Below are 19,646 nucleotides of genomic sequence, written 5' to 3'. Positions count from 1 at the left end.
TACACGATGTTAGGTTACGTGTCAATTTGATGTTAGGTTTCCTAACATAAGAATTATTTATTGATTAGTTGTTTCTCCATTAATTGGTTAATAGCTGTGATAAGAGCAATTTTTACATGTTCATAGGTAAGCCCACCTTGAACATAGGCTTCAAATGGTGGTCTCATTGGTCCATCAGCAGTCAATTCAATACTGGCACCTTGTATAAACGTGCCTGCAGCCATAATGACATCATCTTCATAACCAGGCATATAGCTTGGTTCCGGTCTTACATGGGCATTGACGGGTGAAGCGAATTGAATGGCTTGGCAAAAGGCAATCATCATTTCACGGTTATGGAATTGAACGGATTGAATAAGATCTGTTCTTTTTTGATTCCATTTAGGATATGTATTGAATCCGTATTCCTCTAACAGTGCTGATGTAAAAATGGCACCTTTTAATGCTTGGCCAACAATATGTGGTGCAAGGAAAAAGCCTTGATACATTTCTAGTAAACTATAAAGAGAAGCACCCGCTTCTCGACCGAGCCCCGGTGCCGTTAACCGATAGGCACATTGCTCCACCAACGCTTCTTTCCCAACAATATATCCTCCAGTTTTCGCCAGACCACCACCAGGGTTTTTAATTAAGGAGCCCGCAACTAAATCAGCCCCTACATGAGAAGGCTCAAGTTCTTCTACAAATTCTCCATAACAGTTATCAACAAAAACAAGGACATCCGGTTTAATTTCTTTTACAAACCGAATCATTTCCTGTATTTGTTCAATTGTTAAAGATGGTCTAGTGGCATAGCCCTTTGATCTTTGGATTCCAATTAATTTTGTATTCGGTTTAATCGCTTTTGAAACGCTTGGAAAGTCAACCTCTCCGACTTCTGTTAATGGTACTGTCTGATAGGAAATATTAAACTCTTTAAGTGAACCATTTTGATTACCGCGAATTCCAACGATTTCTTCTAGTGTATCATACGGTCTTCCGGTAATATAAAGCAGTTCATCACCAGGTCTCAATACACCAAAAAGAGAAAGCGAAATCGCATGCGTCCCTGAAATAATTTGCGGACGCACTAAACCCGCTTCTGCACCAAATACTTCGGCATATACTTTTTCAAGCGTATCCCGGCCAGTATCATCATACCCATATCCTGTCGAAGGATTAAAGTGGAAATCGGCGACATTTTGATTCCGGAACGATTCTAATACACGATATTGATTTTTCTCGACGATTTTGTCTACTTCCCAATGAACCGGTTTGATTTTGTCTTCAATTTGTTTAACGACTTCTTTAATCTTATTTCCATAACTAAAATTTTCGTACATAATAAATCTCCAATTCTTTTATTGTAAATGTAAATCTTTCGTCTGTTGGTAAAGAGCCAAGCTTGGATTAATATATCCCTTACATTCATAAAGCTCTTTTTGTTCATTAAATAGCTGCTCCAATAAAACTGTCTCTGATTTTAACTGCGCTAACAAACGTCCTTCAGTTCCTGGAATGAACAAATGATAAAATTCCATTTGGCTGATGATTTTTGTTTCAATCTTTTCCTGTAAAGTGTTTAAATCCGCTTGATCGTAGGCACTAATAAAAACCATATCATTTGTTGATGGAACAAATTGTGTAGTCACCAAATCCTTTTTGTTATAAACCGTTAAAATCGGAATATCCTTCACATCAAGGTCTTCCAAAATTCGATAGACTGTTTTTTCATGGTTAAAATAATCAGGATTGGAACAGTCCACAACATGCAATATTAAGTCCGCTTCTTTAACCTCTTCGAGTGTTGAGCGAAAGGCTGCGATTAAAGATGTTGGCAAATCCTCAATAAATCCTACTGTATCTGTAAGCAATGTTGTTAATCCACACGGTAATAAAAATTTCCTTGTCATTGGATCAAGTGTCGCAAATAATAAATTTTCCTCAAAGGAACCCGCTTCCGTTAATCGATTGAAGATCGTCGATTTTCCGGCATTCGTATAACCCACAAGTGAGATTTGGAATACTTGATTTTTCTTTCTTCGTTCCCGGTAACGATTTCTGTGCTCCACAATCGTTTGGAGCTGTCCTTTTATTTCATCGATACGGCGACGTATATGACGGCGATCAGCCTCAAGCTTTGTTTCACCGGGTCCTCTTGTCCCAATGCCACCCCCAAGGCGTGACAAAGCAAGCCCCTGCCCTGCAAGCCTTGGCAGCAAATATTCATATTGAGCAAGCTCAACCTGCAGCTTCCCTTCCTTCGATTTCGCTCTAGATGCAAAAATATCGAGAATAAGTTGGGTCCGGTCAATCACTCTTGCTTCAAATTTTTCCGATAAATTTCTTGTTTGCGATGGTGAAAGCTCATCATTAAATATAATTAGATCAATTTCCAATTCCTTTTCCAATGCTGAGATTTCTTCAATTTTCCCTTTTCCAATATAGGTTGCAGAATGAACCTTATTTCTTTTTTGTGAAAGACTCATCATCACCTCACCTTTAGCAGTATTCGTAAGGGAGGCTAATTCGTCCAATGAATATAAAAATCGTTCATCATCCATGTTAGGCAACTGACAGCCTACTAATAACACACGTTCTTTTTGAGTTTGATTTTCAATCAAAGTATAGTCCCTGCCTTTTTTATTAAATATCATCAATAAAGTTAAATATAACAAAATTAACTAACATTTTCATCTAGTGTTCCTACTTTGCATGAGAATTACTAAAATAAGAGTAGGCTGAAGTTTTGTTCAGCCTACTCCTTATAAGTCACTAAAAACTAAATCTTCACTCAAGATGGTTTCTAATTCTGTTTTCTCATAGGAATCATTCATTAAAAGCCGCATTGCCTGGGTGCGAACTGCTTTTTCGATCACATTCCGAATATACCTTCCGTTGCTAAAAACATGGGGAGACCGATTATATTTAATATTTTGCAGTTGCTCCCTTAGCTTCCACTCTGCTTCCTTCGAAAAAACGTATTGGCGTTCTGTCATCATTTTCTTAGCAATTTCCATTAACTGGTCAACCGTGTAGTCAGGGAATTCGATAACGAGCGGAAAACGAGAGCGCAAGCCGGGATTTAAATTAAGAAATTGATCCATTTCCTTTGCATACCCTGCTAAAATTAAGATAAAGGCATTCTGCTTATCTTCCATATTTTTTACAAGGGTATCGATCGCCTCTTTGCCAAAATCCTTTTCACCACCACGAGCCAAGGAATAGGCTTCATCCACAAACAGAATGCCACCCATCGCTTTTTTAATTAAATCTCTCGTTTTTTGAGCAGTATGGCCAATGTATTCACCGACCAAATCTGCTCGTTCAGCTTCAATTAAATGTCCTTTAGATAAGGCATTCATTTCTTTCAACAATTTTCCGATTAACCTTGCTACTGTTGTTTTTCCTGTTCCCGGGTTGCCTTTAAACAACATATGTAGTACTTGGCTCCCCGCTTGTAAACCATGTTCTTCCCTAACTTTATTAATATAGATCCATGCATAAATTTCTTTAATAATTTTTTTCATTTCCTCCATTCCAACAAGAACACTCATTTCAGCTTCAATTCTTTTGAGCGGCTCATGCTTGGAATGGATCATTTCCTGCTGTTTTTCAAGTGACTTTGAAACCTTCGTAATCTTAAATGTCTTATTCTCATTGTTTAACACAATGTTAATCTGACCGTTTTTATTCAATGTTACTGGCTGCTCCATATGAGTCACCTCTCATTCATGAATATTATACGTTAGAGATGGAAAAATTGTGACAAATGCCTATAAAAAAGTGAAAAAATCAAAAAAAAATAAGGCAGCGTCCTTTAATAGGATAGCAGCCTTATTTTCATAATTATTGTTGTGTTCCCTCTAAATCAATTTGCACAGCTTTTTGAGGTGAGAAAGTGGAAATAGCATGTTTATAAATCATTTGCTGTTTTCCTTCTGTATCCAATAAAACAGTAAAATTATCAAATGCTTTTATTGTGCCTCGCAACTGGAAACCATTTAATAAAAAAACGGTAACGGCAATATTTTCTTTGCGAAGCTGATTTAAAAATTGATCTTGAATGTTTATGGATTGTTTCATGAACAGTCCTCCTCTTCTCTTTCTTTAATAATCTATTTCGCTTTAAGCTGAAGCTTTCCTGCTACTAATTTTAAAATTTCTTGAATCTTCTGTTCAAATAGATTAGCATCAAAAACAGCCCCAGACATATCGAACCATTCGACATCCATTTTATTTCGGAACCAAGTTAACTGCCTTTTCGCATATCTCCTTGAATTCCTTTTTAATAGCTCAATGGCTTCTTCCTTTGAAACTTTTCCATTAAAATAATCATATAGCTCTTTATAACCGATTGCTTGGATCGATTGACAATCTTTAATTCCAGTTTCATACAATGCCTTTACTTCTTTTATCAAGCCCTGGTTCACCATCATATCTACCCTTTTATTTATACGTTCATAAAGGAGACTGCGCTCCATTGTTAAGCCGATAATTTGATGGTCATAAGGGGCTTCATATTCCTGCTCTTGTAGATACTCAGTCATCGTTAAACCCGTTTCATGGTATACTTCTAACGCCCTGATCACACGCCTTACATTATTGGGGTGGATTCGATCACAGCTTTCAGGATCAATCATCCTCAGTTCATTATATACACCATCGATTCCTTCTGTTTCAATCCGTTTTTCTAGGAATAAACGGTATTCAGGGTTGGATTCTGCAACTGAAAAATTATAATTATAAAGTATAGATTGGATATAAAGTCCTGTTCCACCGGCAATAATAGGTGTTTTTCCTTTCCCGCTAATCTCATCAATCAAATTAGCTGCCCGGCCTTGAAATTCTGCAACAGAAAATTCCTCAAGAGGATCTTTAATATCAATAAGATAATGGGGTATGCCTTGCATTTCCTCTTTAGTTACCTTCGCTGTACCAATGTCCATCCCCCGATAAATTTGCATTGAATCTCCACTTATGATTTCACCATCAAGCGCTTTAGCTAATTCAATACTCATTTTTGTTTTTCCAACTGCTGTTGGCCCGATAATCGCTATTACTTTCTTTTTCATTATAAAGGTCACCTTAGTAAGTAAGAAATGGTCTCTAAATCCATAATAAACAATTGTTGGCATTAATACAAACTTTCATTCACCTTTTTAGATTGCAAAAGAACTTTTCTACATCACCCGTTTAAACATCTTTTCCATCTCATACGTCGAAAAGTGAATAATAATCGGTCTTCCATGTGGACAAGTAAACGGATCCGTTGTCTTTCTCAATGTTTCAAGTAAAGCGAAGATTTCATCATTACGTAGATGTCGATTCGCTTTTATCGATCCTTTACAAGACATCATAATCGCTGCTGCTTCGCGCAATTCATGAATGCTTACTTTTTTCTTAGTGAGGACCTGCTGGATGATCTCTTCAATGACTTCTTTTTCCTCACCCTTTGGAAACCATTGTGGATGGGAACGAATGATATAGCTTCCTCCGCCAAATGGCTCTAAAAATATACCCACACTTTTTAAAAGACTTAGATGTTCTTCAATAATAAAAGTTTCGTTTTTAGAATATTCAAGGGTTAATGGAAATAACAATTCTTGAACTTCCGGTTCAACCTGCCCTACTTTTTCTTTAAAATATTCATATTTAATCCGTTCCTGAGCAGCATGTTGATCGATAAGATATAAGCCTTTTTCATTTTGGGCCAAAATATAGGTTCCATGCATTTGTCCAATTGGATAGAGCGGTGGAACACGTTCAGGCTCTACAATCTCCGGTTTTAAAGAAGCAAAGTCAAAATCGCTAGGAAGGTCAAAATCTGAATCCTGGCCAGGAATTTTTATATCTACATCGATACTACCTTCATCATGACCAAAAGCCTCTTCTTCCGCTTCTACTTCTTCTGCTGGTTCATGAAATGGATTGGCCTTGGTTTCGATTACCTCTTGCAGTGGCCGCTCCATTATAAGGGTGTCAGGGAATCTGTGCTCAAACGATATCGTTTGTTGCTCCGACACAGGCCGCTTAGGCTCTTTTTTCGGTTTTAAAACATCTGGAATCAACGTTTGTTTTCGAAAAGCAGTCTTGATCCCCTCAGTAATTAGGTCACATAGTTCATGTTCTTTACTAAGGCGTACTTCGAGCTTAGCTGGATGAACATTGACGTCAACTAATAATGGGTCCATTTCAATATTTAGCAATACAATTGGGTAGCGGCCTATTGGTAATAGTGTATGATACCCTTCCTGAATTGCTTTTGCGAGTGCATAATTTTTAATAAAACGACCGTTAATGATGGTTGAGATATAGTTTCTTGATGCCCTTGTTACTTCAGGTCTGGCGATGTATCCTTTCACCTCAAAATCAATGCTTTCAAGCTTTAATGGAAGCATTTGCTTGGCAATCGACATCCCGTAGATTGAGGCTAGAACCTGTAAGACATCGCCATTTCCGCTAGTAAATAGGATTCTATTGCCATTATGTGTTAATTGCAAGGAAATCTCCGGGTGAGCGAGAGCAATTCGATTGAGATAATCCGTAATATTACCTAATTCAGTATGGACGGTCTTCATATATTTCAATCGTGCCGGTGTATTAAAGAACAAATTACTTACAATGATTTCGGTTCCTTTTCGACTGGCCGTCGATTCATGGATTTCAATATGTCCACCTTTTAGCTTTATATACGTTCCTGGTCCTTCACCTGTTGAGGATTTCATTTCCAATACAGAAACAGACGCAATACTTGGTAAGGCCTCTCCGCGGAACCCAAGTGTCCGAATTCGAAACAAGTCATTTTCATCCTTGATTTTGCTTGTAGCATGGCGCTCGAATGCCAACAAACAATCTTCCGGTTCAATGCCATCACCATTATCGATAATTCGAATTTCCGATAATCCGGCTTCCTTTACATGAATTTCTATTCTAGTAGAACCTGCATCAATTGCATTTTCAACAAGTTCTTTAACAACAGATGCTGGTCGTTCAATTACTTCTCCGGCTGCGATTTTATTGGATAATTGATGATCTAATTGCTTTATTCTTCCCACAATATCACCTAAATTTTTGACTTCATTAATTTTTGCAGTCTATAAAGCTCGTTCATTGCATCAAGCGGTGTCATTTCCAACAGATTAATGGACTGCAATGTTTTTAGTACATCTTCTTCCTGTTTATTGGTGGTATGCTTTGGTTTCCGATCTTGTTTTTCTTGAATGACAGTAAAAAATGAAAGCTGCCCCGCGTTTTCATCAGATGGAATAGGAAGTTCCTTAATTGGAACAGAAGGTTCCTTTGTTTTTTGTCCATGTTCAAGCTCGTCCAATATTTCTTTGGCTCGTTTGATTAAGCTTTTAGGGAGCTCTGCTAGCTCAGCAACATGGATCCCATAACTTTTATCTGCAGCACCATCTTTTACTTTATGAAGAAAGACCACTTTTCCATTTTCTTCGATCGCACTAACGTGTACATTCTTTAGTCTTTCAAGTGATTGTTCAAGGCTCGTTAATTCATGGTAATGGGTAGAAAATAATGTTTTTGCCCCTATTTCATGATGAATATACTCAATAATCGCTTGCGCTAATGCCATGCCATCGTACGTTGATGTACCTCGTCCAATTTCATCAAGCAAAATAAGGCTGTTTTGCGTCGCTTTCGTAATTGCATTTTTTGCCTCCAGCATTTCGACCATAAACGTACTTTGCCCTGAAACTAAATCATCAGCTGCTCCAATTCTAGTAAAAATTTGGTCAAAAATAGGGAGGACTGCTTTTTGTGCAGGAACATAACATCCGATTTGAGCCAGGATGGCGGTTAATGCAATTTGCCGCATATACGTACTTTTACCCGACATATTAGGGCCGGTGATAAGGAGCATTTCACTTTCTGAATCTAAATAACAATCATTTGAAACATACACCTGTGAATTCAATACTTTTTCAACAACCGGATGGCGGCCTTCCTTGATGACGATTTTTCTATCATTAGAAAACTCCGGTTTCGTATATTGATATTCTTCACTGATTTGAGCAAAGCTTTGTAAACAATCAATTTCACTAATGATCTTAGCTAATTTCTGCAGCTTTGGAATATACGTTTTGACCTGCTCTCGTATTTGAACAAATAAATCATATTCTAAGTCTACGATTTTTTCCTCTGCTTCTAGGATGATCGCTTCTTTTTCCTTTAGTTCGGGAGTAATATATCTTTCAGCATTAGCGAGTGTTTGTTTACGCTCAAAACGTCCTTCCGGCAACAGATGGATATTCGCTTTGGTGACTTCAATATAATAACCAAACACACGGTTATAACCTATTTTCAGTGTCTTAATCCCTGTTTCCTGCTTTTCTTTCATCTCAAGCTGGGCAATCCACTGCTTTCCGTTTTTGACGGCATCTCGGTACGTATCTAGCTTTTCATGATAACCATCTTTAATAATGTCCCCCTCTTTAATTGAAAGTGGAGGATTTTCATTTATCCCTCTTTCGATTAATTGGTATAGTGATTCACAGGGATCCATATTTTGCAAAAGAGAGTCCACATAAGAGTTTTGAAGCCGTTCAACCAATCCTAAAATGATAGGAACCTGCTGTAATGATTTTTTTAATTGAATTAAATCACGGGCATTGACATTTCCATAGGCCACACGCCCTGAGAGCCGTTCCAAATCATAGACAGGTTTTAAAGCTTCTTGTAATTCTTGGCGGATAAAAAAGTTTTTCAATAAGGTTTCTACCATGTTCAAACGGTTTTCTATTTCTACCTTTGAGAGAAGAGGCCGTTCAATCCATTGTTTCAGTCTTCGAGCACCCATTGCTGTTACAGTTGAATCTAAAAGCCATAAAAATGAGCCTTTTTTTCCTTTTGTACGGATGGTTTCAACAAGTTCAAGATTACGTTTTGAATGGATATCCAGTTTCATATACTGGTTCGCTTCATAATAGACAACAGGTTGAATATGGTCGAGTGAACGCTTTTGCGATTTCAGCAAATATTGCAAAAGACGGCCCAATGTGTCCTTAAGCTTCGTTTGTTCGAGTAATTTGCTAGTTTCATACAAGGCTTCCGGAATTGTGAGATCCTCTTCAACAGAGATTGTTACATTCGCTCTGTCCCTTAATTCCTGTAATTGCTGCTCAGAATGATGAGCTGAAACAACAACCTCTTTTGTCCCTACGGAATAAATTTCGCTGACAACATCAAGCCAATCACCAGTTATCATCGTAATTTGGCCTTCCCCGGTAGTGAGGTCGATATACGCAAATCCATATGTTCCATCATTAAAATCAGTAATTGTTGCAATATAGTTATTTTCTTTTTCATCAATCACTTTTCCTTGCATAACCGTGCCGGGAGTAATTAACTGGACAACTTCTCGGCGCACCACTCCCTTGGCCGACTTCGGGTCTTCCACTTGTTCACAGATTGCAACCTTATAGCCTTTTTCAATTAATTGATTTATATAATTTTCAGCAGAATGGTACGGAACACCGCACATAGGAATTTTTTCTTCTACTCCTCCATCCCGGCCTGTAAGAGTTATTTCCAATTCCTGCGACGCTTTAATGGCATCATCGAAAAACATTTCGTAAAAATCACCTAAACGAAAAAATAAAAAGGCATCCATATATTGTGCCTTTACTGACAAGTATTGTTGTATCATTGGCGTATATTGTGCCATGTAAAATCCCCCAATATTCCTTCTAAAAAAAGTCTCTTTAAATTATAGCATTAGAAAGACACGACTTACCACTCAAAATGGTGGAAGAACTTAAAAGTATGACTAAAGGCCCTCGATATTCTTTCTTATACTGCCTACCCTCAATTATAATCCTAGACAGTACAAAAAAACTAGGAAGGTGTATCTTCCTAGTTCCTATTCTTCTTCACCAGCTACTAAAAAGTCCGGATTTAAATCCTCGAACTCCTCATCTACAATTTCATCCTCTACAATTTCATCCTCACCAACACCAGGATAAACTTTTACACAAACCTTCGTTTCACCAATGACTTCTGCAACAAACTCGCGTTCAACTTGAACAACGATTTTATTGCCGTTTGGTGAAATCGAGCATTCTAGGCAATTAGGCTGCTGTAATACTCTTGCGATGACTTCCAAATCATCGGATATACAGTTTTCATCTTTAGATGATAGACGAACAACATCTGTATAATGTACAGTTTCTGTAACAACCTCTGTTTTTGTATTGTCACTAAAAGAATACCATACGTTAATGTCGTAGCAACCTTCAATCTCTACATGATCCCCAGCCTTCCTAGCGTCATATTCATGGTTAATAATCCAACAACCAAGAATACTAGTTGGTCTGTGAGAAGGTGTAATTGTGTGCGTACATTGAGTAAACTTACGACCTTTACCGCAAACTGCTTTTGTAATTATCTCTCTAAATCGAAATTCATGCTCTCCTCTTGTTGACATATGAGCACTACCTCCTCATTCTTATGTTCCATTTCATCTTATGCAGGGCGAATGACCAGTGTGCAAAAAAATTCTTTATCGATAAATTCTCGAATTATTCGGACCTTTAGTTCATTCTATGCGCAGAATTTGAGATATGTGCCCAATTACATCTTTTTATTTTTGCATTAAAAAAGAGACCGACGATTTAGCCGATCTCCTACATTATATGAGCCTATTTTTGTTTCATTTCTTCAGGAATTAAATGATCATGCTCACAACCGCCCTCTTGATGGCAGCCAGGCTCTGAACCAGTTTTTCCTTGTAAAAGGTCACCGCCAGTAGATAAGATGATCTCATTTGTTACTGTTTGTGAGATTGTGCTTGAAACAAGTTGTAATAAATCATTCACAACTACTTGTGATTGCTTGAATTCTGTAACTACAGGAATTTCGTCTAATTCAGCCATTAAAGCATCCAATTTTTCTTCAACTTTCTTTAATGCCTCAGGTTTATTATAGTGTTGGAAATTCACCGCTTGCTTTTGATAACTTTTAATATCACTCATTAACCTGCGAACTTTTTCATTTTTATTGATTGCTTCTTCAGCTTTCTTAAAAAATTCAACTTCCTCTGTTTCAGCAATTAATTTTGCAAGCTCTTCCGCTTTTTCTACTACTTGTGATTTCGTAAATTTAGCCATTATAAGTTACCCCCACCGTTTCTTCTACCATTTCTCCATTTAATGACCATGTTTTAGCATCTGTAATTTTTACTTTAACAATTTGACCAATTGCAGACTTAGGACCTTTGAAGTTAACGAGTTTATTTTTTCTAGTATATCCTGCTAAAATTTCCGGGTTGTTTTTACTTTCCCCTTCAACAAGAACCTCAACAATCTTATCTTGATATTGTTTGTTTTTCTTAGCAGAAATTTCATTCACTAAAGCATTTAATCGTTGCAGACGTTCCTTTTTCACTTCCATTGGAACATTATCAACCATATCGGCAGCTGGAGTACCTTCACGTGGGGAATAGATAAATGTATAAGCACTATCATATTCTACTTCACGATATAATGACAAGGTATCTTCAAATTGTTCATCTGTCTCATTTGGGAATCCAACGATTAAATCGGTTGTTAATGAAACATTGGGAATCGCTTCTTTAATTTTGCGAACTAGCTCTAAATATTGTTCTCTCGTATATTTTCGAGACATAATTTTTAACATTTCTGTACTTCCAGATTGAACTGGCAAATGGATATGGTCCATTAAGTTACCGCCTTTAGCCAAAACTTCAATGAGATGATCATCGAAATCACGTGGATGGCTTGTTGTAAAGCGGATACGCGGGATGTCGATTTTACGGATTTCATCCATTAAATCACCCAGACCATATTTCATATCTTCAAAATCTTTTCCATAGGCATTTACGTTTTGCCCTAATAAGGTAATCTCCTTATAACCTTGGCGGGCTAAATCGCGAACTTCATCAATAATATCTTCCGGACGGCGGCTTCTTTCTTTCCCTCTTGTATACGGTACGATACAGTACGTACAGAATTTATCACAGCCATACATGATATTAACCCATGCTTTTATTTTACCATTTCTAATTTTAGGCAGGTTTTCGATTACATCGCCTTCTTTAGACCAAACCTCAACTACTCTTTCCTTGCCAAACATCGCTTCTTTTAGAAGCTGTGGAAGACGGTGAATGTTATGTGTTCCAAAAATCAGGTCTACTTGCTGATGTTTTTGAAGGAGTCGGTTAACAACACCTTCTTCTTGGGACATACAGCCGCAAACACCTAAAATTAGATCCGGTTTTTCTCGTTTTAATTGTTTCAAATGTCCAATTTCACCAAACACTTTATTTTCAGCGTTTTCACGAACTGCACAAGTGTTTAATAGGATAATATCTGCTTCTTCAGTAGAATCCGTGTTTTCAAAGCCCATTTCTGTTAAAATACCGGCCATGACCTCAGTATCATGTTCATTCATTTGGCAGCCGTACGTACGAATGTAGAACTTCTTTTCTTTACCGACTTCCATCATATCTTCAGGGATATCGTAGCCACGATGGACGATAACCTCTTCTTTACCACGTTTTTTAGCATCCTTCAATGATGGTGGTTGGTAGGTTGTCTCAAAATATTTAGCATAATCCTTTTCGGATTTTTTGTCCGAAGGATCAGCTGTCTTTATTTGTTGACCTTGCAATCTTTGTTGTTCGTTCATGTAAATCTCCTTCCTATATTTATTGAACCCTATTTTGAAGTTTTTAGAATAAATAATACACCAATTACATAGTATATATGTTTAACCGCAAATTAACAATACCACACATCACAGTAACCAAAAAAGCTGACCCAAAGGATCAGCTTTTTGTCTAGCTCCAGCACCCAGCGACTCGTAAACTTCGCTAAACTAGCTTTGAGCTTTTCTATATTACATGAATTCTTTTACTAATTCATTGAACTGGTCTTCAGAAATCTTAAGGTCAGCATGAACAAGTGGTGTTTCACTATAACCATGAACTAACTCTTGATAAGATTTTTGTTCTTTGTTTTGATAGATAATTCCAGTTACAAGACCATGATTATCCATCAATGTTTGCATTGCCATATTACGATTTGAAGGATCATAACCCTCAATATCACTTAATTTCTTAAGGTTTTCTTTATACCAATCGTATGTGTTCACCTTATTGTAAGTTACACAAGGACTGAATACGTTAATTAAAGAGAAACCTTTATGTTGAATACCTGCTTCAATGATAGCAGTTAATTCTTTTAAATCACTTGAGAAGCTTTGTGCTACGAATGTTGCACCAGCTGTTAACGCCATTTCCATAGCTTGGATAGATTGTTCAATAGAACCTTTAGGCGTACTCTTTGTTTTAAAACCAAAATCACTGCGAGGTGATGTTTGACCTTTTGTTAAACCATAAATATGGTTGTCCATTACAATGTATGTCATGTCAATATTACGACGGATTGCGTGAATAGTATGACCCATACCAATTGCAAAACCATCACCGTCACCGCCGGCAGCAATAACTGTTAAATCTTTATTAGCCATTTTTACACCTTGGGCAATTGGTAATGAACGGCCATGGATTCCATGAATTCCATAAGAATTAATATATCCTGAAATACGTCCGGAACATCCGATTCCTGAGACAAGCGCAAATTCATGCGGCTCGACACCTACATTGGCAACAGCACGTTGGATTGCAGCTTGAACGGAGAAATCTCCACATCCTGGACACCAGTTTGGTTTTACACTATTTCGAAAATCTTTAAATGTTGCCATCTTATAACAACTCCTTAATACTGTTGTAAATTTCACTAGGTAGGAATGGATTTCCGTCATACTTTAATAAGCTTTCTACCTTGTTGTGATTTCCTACGTTTAACTTAAGGATTTGTGTTAACTGCCCAGTCGCATTATGTTCAACAACGACAACTTTCTTAGCTGAATCAACTAACGGTTGAATTTCTTCAACTGGGAATGGGTGAATTAAACGTACTTGAGCATGGTTTACTTTAAGACCGTCATTTTCAAGACGAACCATTGCTTCTTCGATACCACCGCGAGTTGAGTTAAATCCAAGCACTAATACATCAGCTTCATCATGTTTTACATTTTTATGAACAGGATTTTTAACTTTTAAGTTTTGGAGCTTACGGAAACGCTTGTCCATTTGCTCTTTACGGTTTTTCGGAGCTTCCGAAGGTCTACCGATCTCGCTGTGTTCAACACCAGTCATATGGTGAAGACCATTTTTCATTCCAGGCACTACACGTGGTGAAATTCCATCTTCAGTTACACGGTAACGCTTGAAGTTTCCATCTGGCCCATCAGCAACAAGCTCAGCATTAAGATCAAGCTTCCCACGACGAATTTCTACTTTAGAGAAATCTAAAGGTTCAACTGTCTGTTTACCTAAAGATAATTGAAGGTCTGTTAATAAGATAACAGGACATTGATATTCTTCAGCAAGGTTTAATGATTCAACTGCATCAAAAAACGCTTCTTCAACAGTACTTGGTGCAAGAACGATTTTAGGAATTTCCCCGTGAGTTCCATAGATCATGGCCATTAAGTCAGATTGTTCAACTTTAGTCGGCAATCCTGTACTTGGACCCCCACGTTGTGTATCAACGATAACGACAGGTGTTTCAGTCATACCTGCAAGACCAATACCTTCAGCCTTTAATGAAAGTCCAGGGCCTGAAGAAGCAGTAATGGCACGAGCACCACCATAGTTAGCACCGATTGCCATTGTAATCGCAGCAATCTCATCTTCTGTTTGAATTACAGTACCACCGTATTCTGGAAGCTTTTTGATTAAATACTCCATAATTTCTGAAGCTGGTGTAATTGGATAGGCAGACATAAAACGACAGCCACCGGCAACAAAGCCCATTGCGATTGCATCATTACCAATCATAAATAAGCGCTTCTTACCATCAGCCTTATCAAGCTTCATTGTAGATAGCGATTCACCTGCTTGATCCTTAATATATTGATAGCCCTTTTGGATGGCTTCCATATTTTTTTCAACAACTTGTTGCCCTTTTTTGCCAAAAATCTCTTCAACTACTTCTCTGAATGATTCAACCTCTAATTCAAGTACAGCACATGATGCACCAACTGCAACCATGTTTTTCATTAAAGAAGTACCTAATTCAGTAGCAATATCTGTGAACGGCACTGAATAGAAAGTTACATTTGAGTTTTCAGGTATTACAGGGTTAAATTTTGAATCAGCGATTACAACGCCGCCTTCACGTAATTCATGAAAGTTCACATCGATTGTCTCTTGATCAAATGCTACTAAGATATCAAGATCATCAGAGATAGATCGAACTTCGGTCGTGCTTACACGAATTTTGTTGTTTGTATGGCCGCCTTTGATACGGGAAGAAAAGTGGCGATAACCGTATAAATAGTAACCTAATCGATTAAGAGTAATAGCAAAAATTTCCCCAGTACTCTCGATTCCTTCCCCTTGTTGTCCGCCAACTTTCCATGAAAGTTGATTGATCATCTCTTACACCCCTTTTGATGTACATTTATGATAAATGTTTCAACGATTTTAAGTGTAGCACGATTCCATATAGCACCTATGTAAAATTAACTAAGCTATTTGATTAATATTCAGTGTATGGAAGGGTACTAAACGTATTCAATTCTAGACGTATAAAATGAAAAAATCAACCCTTAGAAACACATTTTTGACAATTTTGTGTATATAAATTTCGTAGGGTTTAATTTGGAAAGGTATCTACAAAATTTTGATAGCAAAATTTAGAAATCTGCTCATTTGAATATTGTTTTTGTAACTCTTCAACAAGCACCTTATAGCCTCGATAATCCTCTAAACCATTGATAGTATCATCAATTCCATCAAAATCAGAACCAAAGCCAATATTTTTTTCGCCCCCTAAAGAACAAATGTAATCGATATGGTTGAGGATATCTTTAATATGTGTATTCTGATAATTTTCACTAAGAAAATACGGAACAAAGGAGATGCCAATTATCCCCTTCTTCTCAATTATTGCCTTTATTTGGTCATCCTTCAAATTGCGTGGATGTTGAAATAAGGAATAAACATTGGAATGTGAGGCGATTGGAAACTGTGCTAGCTCAATTGTATCCCAAAAGGATCTTTCGCTTAAATGGGAAACATCTGTCCACATTTTTAAGTCATTATTTAATTGCACCACCTCGATCCCGAAATTCGAAAGACCTCCATTTCTCTGTTCACGACATCCATCTGCCACGGCATTTGCGAAATTCCAAGTCAAACCAACTGAACGGACTCCGAGCCTATAAAGTGTTTTTAGTCTTACCAAGTCATGGCCGATTGCATCACAACCTTCTAAAGTTAAAATTGCACCAATTTCATCTTCATGCAGTTGAAGTATATCTTTTTTTTCCAGCACCAGTTTCATCTTTGGACAGATGTCATTTAAAACTCTTTCATAAAAAATATCAACCATTTCTAAGGCAACATTAAACCGATCTTCAAACCTGACGCTTTCCGGTATATAAATGGCGAAACATTGGACTTTGCTTCCTGCAAACACTAAATTTTCATAGTTTACATGAAGGATATCACTGTCTTTGAAAGAAATTTTGTTATTAAGCCACATTTTATACAAAACATCACAGTGGGCATCAAAGATTTTCATCATAAGGAAGTCCTCCTTTTTCCATGCAAAATAAGGGGCTGTCTAAACTCTCCAAGCACCCCATACTAATAAACAACTATTAGTATTTATTTGGCTGCAAGTCAATAGACGCCCCTACGGAAATTATTATTTTTAGTTTTCAAAAAAATCTAGCGAGGTTCAACAATTAATTTAATTGCTGTTCTCTCTTCGCCGTCAATCAAAATATCTGTAAAAGCAGGAATACATATTAAATCGACTCCACTTGGTGCAACGAACCCTCGTGCGATCGCAACCGCCTTTACGGCTTGGTTTAGGGCACCTGCACCAATTGCTTGTATCTCAGCGGCGCCTCGTTCACGTAAAACCCCCGCAAGTGCTCCAGCTACAGAATTAGGATTAGATTTTGCTGAAACTTTTAATATTTCCATTCCTGGTTCCTCCTCGTATGAATAAGTAGATCATTTAATCTTTCCTCTCTACTATATTCACGAAATTCCCAGTTATTCCTGCTTAATCCCTATTATTTTTCTAAAAAGTTTTAAAATTCACTCAAAAACGGATGATCTTCGTTTATTAATATTCGTTCGATTTTTTGTGCTTTTCCTGTTTTCGGATCTACGTCGACAACAACCCCGCTTAGTTGCTCTCGGCCTTTCATTACTTCAAATCTTACCGGAAGACTCGTCAAGAATCTTTTTAATACAGCCTCCCTTTCGACCCCAAGAATGCCGTCATACGGCCCTGTCATCCCTACATCTGTTATGTAGGCAGTTCCATTGGGAAGAATTCGGTTATCCGCCGTTTGCACATGTGTATGGGTCCCAACTACTACGGAAACCTTCCCATCCAAGTACCAGCCCATGGCCTGTTTTTCACTTGTTGCTTCAGCATGAAAATCTACAAAAATAATATTGGTTCTCTTTTGTATTTCTTTTATTAATTCATCCGCTTTTTGAAATGGACAATCGAGCGGCGGCAAAAACGTTCTTCCCTGCAAATTTATGATAGCTATTTCGATTCCATTCAGGTTTAAGAAACAATAGCCTTTTCCTGGTGTTTGATCAGGGAAGTTAGCAGGCCTTACCAAATATTTTGCGTCTTCAATAAACTCAAAGATTTCTTTATTATCCCAAGAGTGGTTTCCAAGTGTTACAGCATTGGCACCAACTTCTAAAAATGAACGATATATTTTTTCGGTTATTCCCTTTCCCGAGGCTGCATTTTCTCCGTTAATAATGGTTACATGGGCCTTATATTTTTTTTGCAATTTAAGTACGTAAGTGTTAATCATATTTCTTCCGGGTGAACCTACAACATCTCCAATAAACAAAATTCTCATTTAGTAACTCCTATCTTCTTTCAAGTCATAATAATTGTAAGTTTTACATAATGTTTTATTATTGTCAAAAACAAAAGAAGCGGTGAATAAATTCACCACTTCTTTCTATTTTGCGTACTCGACTGCTCGAGTTTCACGTATAACGGTCACTTTAATATGACCAGGATAGTCCAATTCACTTTCAATTCTCTTTCGAATATCTCTAGCTAATTTATGGGCTTGTAGGTCATCAACCGTATCAGGTTTCACCATGATTCTAATTTCACGACCAGCCTGAATTGCAAATGATTTTTCTACACCCTCATATGACTCAGAAATTTCTTCTAGCTTTTCTAATCTGCGAATATAGTTCTCGAGTGTCTCACTTCTAGAACCTGGTCTTGCAGCAGAGAGGGCATCAGCAGCAGCTACCAAAATGGCAATGATTGATGTAGCTTCCGTATCACCATGGTGGGATGCAATACTGTTGATTACTACTGGATGTTCTTTATACTTCGTTGCAAGTTCAACACCAATTTCAACGTGACTTCCTTCGACCTCATGGTCAATTGCTTTTCCGATATCATGAAGTAGACCTGCTCGTTTGGCAAGAGTGATATCTTCACCTAATTCAGCAGCCATTAAACCAGCTAGGTGAGCTACCTCCATAGAGTGCTTCAATACGTTTTGCCCGTAACTTGTCCGATACTTTAATCTACCTAAGATTTTGATTAGATCAGGATGTAAACCATGAACACCAACCTCAAACGTAGATTGTTCTCCGACTTCACGAATATATTCATCAACTTCTCGTCTAGATTTCTCTACCATTTCTTCAATTCGAGCTGGATGAATACGTCCATCTTGAACTAGTTTTTCTAAAGCCAATCTTGCAGTTTCACGACGAATCGGATCAAAGCCGGATAAAATTACAGCTTCCGGAGTATCATCAATAATCAGATCGATTCCTGTTAACGTCTCAATCGTCCGTATATTTCGTCCTTCACGTCCGATAATACGTCCTTTCATTTCGTCATTAGGTAAGTTAACAACAGAAACTGTTGTCTCTGCAACATGATCCGCAGCACATCTTTGGATGGCTAATGATAGGATTTCCTTCGCTTTTTTGTCTGATTCTTCTTTAATGCGATTCTCGTTTTCCTTTATCATAACTGCAGTTTCATATGAAAGCTCTTTTTCAAGATTTTCAATGATAATGTGTCTAGCTTCATCCTTAGATAATCCAGAAATTCGTTCGAGTTCCGCTTGTTGTTGACGAACCATTTCATCCATTTTGCTTTCCAACTCTTCAATATGCTGTTGTCTTTTAACAAGAGAATCTTCTTTCTTTTCAAGTGTTGCTTCGCGTTTATCTAAGCTTTCACTTTTCCGGTCAAGAGTCTCTTCCTTTTGCATCAAACGATTTTCTTGCTTCTGTAACTCGCTCCTTCGTTCACGGATTTCTCGCTCCGCTTCTGTACGAATTTTATGATTTTCATCCTTTGCTTCAAGAAGCGCTTCTTTCTTAGATGCTTCAGCATCACGTTTAGCATCTTCGATAATTTGCTGCGCCGCATGCTCTGCACTTGTAATCTTAGCTTCCGCAATGGATTTTCTAACAAAATAACCAACAACTGCACCGACAAGTATGGCCAGCAAAATGGAGATGATAGTAATTAGGTCCATCATTTCACCTCCTCTTGCTATCGACTTGTACATCTTTCTTTCAT

General features: G+C 37.5%; 16 protein-coding genes. All 16 read right to left on the bottom strand.

What is annotated here, in order from left to right; genetic code table 11:
- Nucleotides 1-53: 53 nt before the first annotated feature.
- Nucleotides 54-1,322: a methionine gamma-lyase family protein gene (locus P9E47_RS16645; protein WP_003330399.1), complete on the bottom strand. Its 1,269-nt coding sequence runs from the start codon at nt 1,320-1,322 to the stop codon at nt 54-56.
- An 18-nt stretch (nt 1,323-1,340) separates the two neighbouring features.
- Nucleotides 1,341-2,636, bottom strand: coding sequence for a GTPase HflX (gene hflX / locus P9E47_RS16640; RefSeq protein ID WP_326164082.1), 1,296 nt, complete (start codon nt 2,634-2,636; stop codon nt 1,341-1,343).
- A 108-nt stretch (nt 2,637-2,744) separates the two neighbouring features.
- On the bottom strand, nt 2,745-3,695 hold the full coding sequence (gene spoVK / locus P9E47_RS16635) for a stage V sporulation protein K (protein WP_003330397.1): 951 nt from the start codon (nt 3,693-3,695) through the stop codon (nt 2,745-2,747).
- 133 nt (nt 3,696-3,828) lie between these two features.
- Entirely contained in the window at nt 3,829-4,065 is a 237-nt protein-coding gene (hfq, locus tag P9E47_RS16630; RefSeq protein ID WP_003330396.1) for an RNA chaperone Hfq, read from the bottom strand.
- A 32-nt stretch (nt 4,066-4,097) separates the two neighbouring features.
- A complete protein-coding gene (gene miaA / locus P9E47_RS16625; protein WP_326164067.1) occupies nt 4,098-5,054 on the bottom strand; it encodes a tRNA (adenosine(37)-N6)-dimethylallyltransferase MiaA in 957 nt (318 codons plus the stop codon).
- 108 nt (nt 5,055-5,162) lie between these two features.
- Nucleotides 5,163-7,037, bottom strand: coding sequence for a DNA mismatch repair endonuclease MutL (mutL, locus tag P9E47_RS16620; protein ID WP_003330394.1), 1,875 nt, complete (start codon nt 7,035-7,037; stop codon nt 5,163-5,165).
- Between the two features lie 8 nt (nt 7,038-7,045).
- On the bottom strand, nt 7,046-9,667 hold the full coding sequence (gene mutS, locus P9E47_RS16615) for a DNA mismatch repair protein MutS (RefSeq protein ID WP_326164066.1): 2,622 nt from the start codon (nt 9,665-9,667) through the stop codon (nt 7,046-7,048).
- Nucleotides 9,668-9,862: 195 nt separating this feature from the next.
- Complete coding sequence (locus P9E47_RS16610) at nt 9,863-10,426, bottom strand: outer spore coat protein CotE (protein ID WP_003330392.1); 564 nt, start codon at nt 10,424-10,426, stop codon at nt 9,863-9,865.
- Between the two features lie 214 nt (nt 10,427-10,640).
- Nucleotides 10,641-11,108: a RicAFT regulatory complex protein RicA family protein gene (locus P9E47_RS16605; RefSeq protein WP_003330390.1), complete on the bottom strand. Its 468-nt coding sequence runs from the start codon at nt 11,106-11,108 to the stop codon at nt 10,641-10,643.
- The gene (gene miaB, locus P9E47_RS16600) at nt 11,101-12,648 is read right to left on the bottom strand and encodes a tRNA (N6-isopentenyl adenosine(37)-C2)-methylthiotransferase MiaB (RefSeq protein WP_003330389.1); all 1,548 of its coding nucleotides are present in this window, start codon (nt 12,646-12,648) and stop codon (nt 11,101-11,103) included. Before miaB ends, P9E47_RS16605 begins: the two co-directional genes overlap by 8 nt.
- Before the next feature lie 210 nt (nt 12,649-12,858).
- Entirely contained in the window at nt 12,859-13,725 is an 867-nt protein-coding gene (locus P9E47_RS16595; protein WP_003330388.1) for a 2-oxoacid:ferredoxin oxidoreductase subunit beta, read from the bottom strand.
- Nucleotide 13,726: 1 nt separating this feature from the next.
- The gene (locus P9E47_RS16590) at nt 13,727-15,466 is read right to left on the bottom strand and encodes a 2-oxoacid:acceptor oxidoreductase subunit alpha (protein WP_003330387.1); all 1,740 of its coding nucleotides are present in this window, start codon (nt 15,464-15,466) and stop codon (nt 13,727-13,729) included.
- Nucleotides 15,467-15,686: 220 nt separating this feature from the next.
- Nucleotides 15,687-16,619 carry a dipeptidase gene (locus P9E47_RS16585; protein WP_326164065.1) on the bottom strand — a complete coding sequence of 311 codons (933 nt, stop codon included), beginning with the start codon at nt 16,617-16,619 and terminating at the stop codon, nt 15,687-15,689.
- Between the two features lie 146 nt (nt 16,620-16,765).
- Nucleotides 16,766-17,026, bottom strand: a complete 261-nt coding sequence (spoVS, locus tag P9E47_RS16580; protein WP_003211281.1) for a stage V sporulation protein SpoVS — start codon at nt 17,024-17,026, stop codon at nt 16,766-16,768.
- 110 nt (nt 17,027-17,136) lie between these two features.
- Nucleotides 17,137-17,937: a TIGR00282 family metallophosphoesterase gene (locus P9E47_RS16575; protein WP_326164063.1), complete on the bottom strand. Its 801-nt coding sequence runs from the start codon at nt 17,935-17,937 to the stop codon at nt 17,137-17,139.
- Between the two features lie 105 nt (nt 17,938-18,042).
- Nucleotides 18,043-19,602 (bottom strand): ribonuclease Y, encoded by a 1,560-nt coding sequence (gene rny, locus P9E47_RS16570; RefSeq protein ID WP_003330384.1) that lies wholly within the window; start codon nt 19,600-19,602, stop codon nt 18,043-18,045.
- Nucleotides 19,603-19,646: the final 44 nt, after the last annotated feature.

It is taken from the genome of Schinkia azotoformans, assembly GCF_035811335.1.
In the GTDB taxonomy this organism is placed as follows: Bacteria; Bacillota; Bacilli; order Bacillales; family Bacillaceae_J; genus Schinkia; species Schinkia azotoformans.
Note: the sequence above shows the minus strand (reverse complement) of the source record. Positions and strands in the feature narration are given on the sequence as shown.

Coding starts and splice junctions, on each gene's coding strand:
- P9E47_RS16595 (WP_003330388.1), bottom strand. CDS start 13,725: ATGGCAACATTTAAAGATTTTCGAAATAGTGTAAAACCAAACTGGTGT.
- miaA (WP_326164067.1), bottom strand. CDS start 5,054: ATGAAAAAGAAAGTAATAGCGATTATCGGGCCAACAGCAGTTGGAAAA.
- rny (WP_003330384.1), bottom strand. CDS start 19,602: ATGGACCTAATTACTATCATCTCCATTTTGCTGGCCATACTTGTCGGT.
- spoVS (WP_003211281.1), bottom strand. CDS start 17,026: ATGGAAATATTAAAAGTTTCAGCAAAATCTAATCCTAATTCTGTAGCT.
- hflX (WP_326164082.1), bottom strand. CDS start 2,636: ATGATATTTAATAAAAAAGGCAGGGACTATACTTTGATTGAAAATCAA.
- P9E47_RS16590 (WP_003330387.1), bottom strand. CDS start 15,466: ATGATCAATCAACTTTCATGGAAAGTTGGCGGACAACAAGGGGAAGGA.
- P9E47_RS16605 (WP_003330390.1), bottom strand. CDS start 11,108: ATGGCTAAATTTACGAAATCACAAGTAGTAGAAAAAGCGGAAGAGCTT.
- P9E47_RS16610 (WP_003330392.1), bottom strand. CDS start 10,426: ATGTCAACAAGAGGAGAGCATGAATTTCGATTTAGAGAGATAATTACA.
- P9E47_RS16575 (WP_326164063.1), bottom strand. CDS start 17,937: ATGAGAATTTTGTTTATTGGAGATGTTGTAGGTTCACCCGGAAGAAAT.
- spoVK (WP_003330397.1), bottom strand. CDS start 3,695: ATGGAGCAGCCAGTAACATTGAATAAAAACGGTCAGATTAACATTGTG.
- P9E47_RS16585 (WP_326164065.1), bottom strand. CDS start 16,619: ATGATGAAAATCTTTGATGCCCACTGTGATGTTTTGTATAAAATGTGG.
- miaB (WP_003330389.1), bottom strand. CDS start 12,648: ATGAACGAACAACAAAGATTGCAAGGTCAACAAATAAAGACAGCTGAT.
- hfq (WP_003330396.1), bottom strand. CDS start 4,065: ATGAAACAATCCATAAACATTCAAGATCAATTTTTAAATCAGCTTCGC.
- P9E47_RS16645 (WP_003330399.1), bottom strand. CDS start 1,322: ATGTACGAAAATTTTAGTTATGGAAATAAGATTAAAGAAGTCGTTAAA.
- mutS (WP_326164066.1), bottom strand. CDS start 9,667: ATGGCACAATATACGCCAATGATACAACAATACTTGTCAGTAAAGGCA.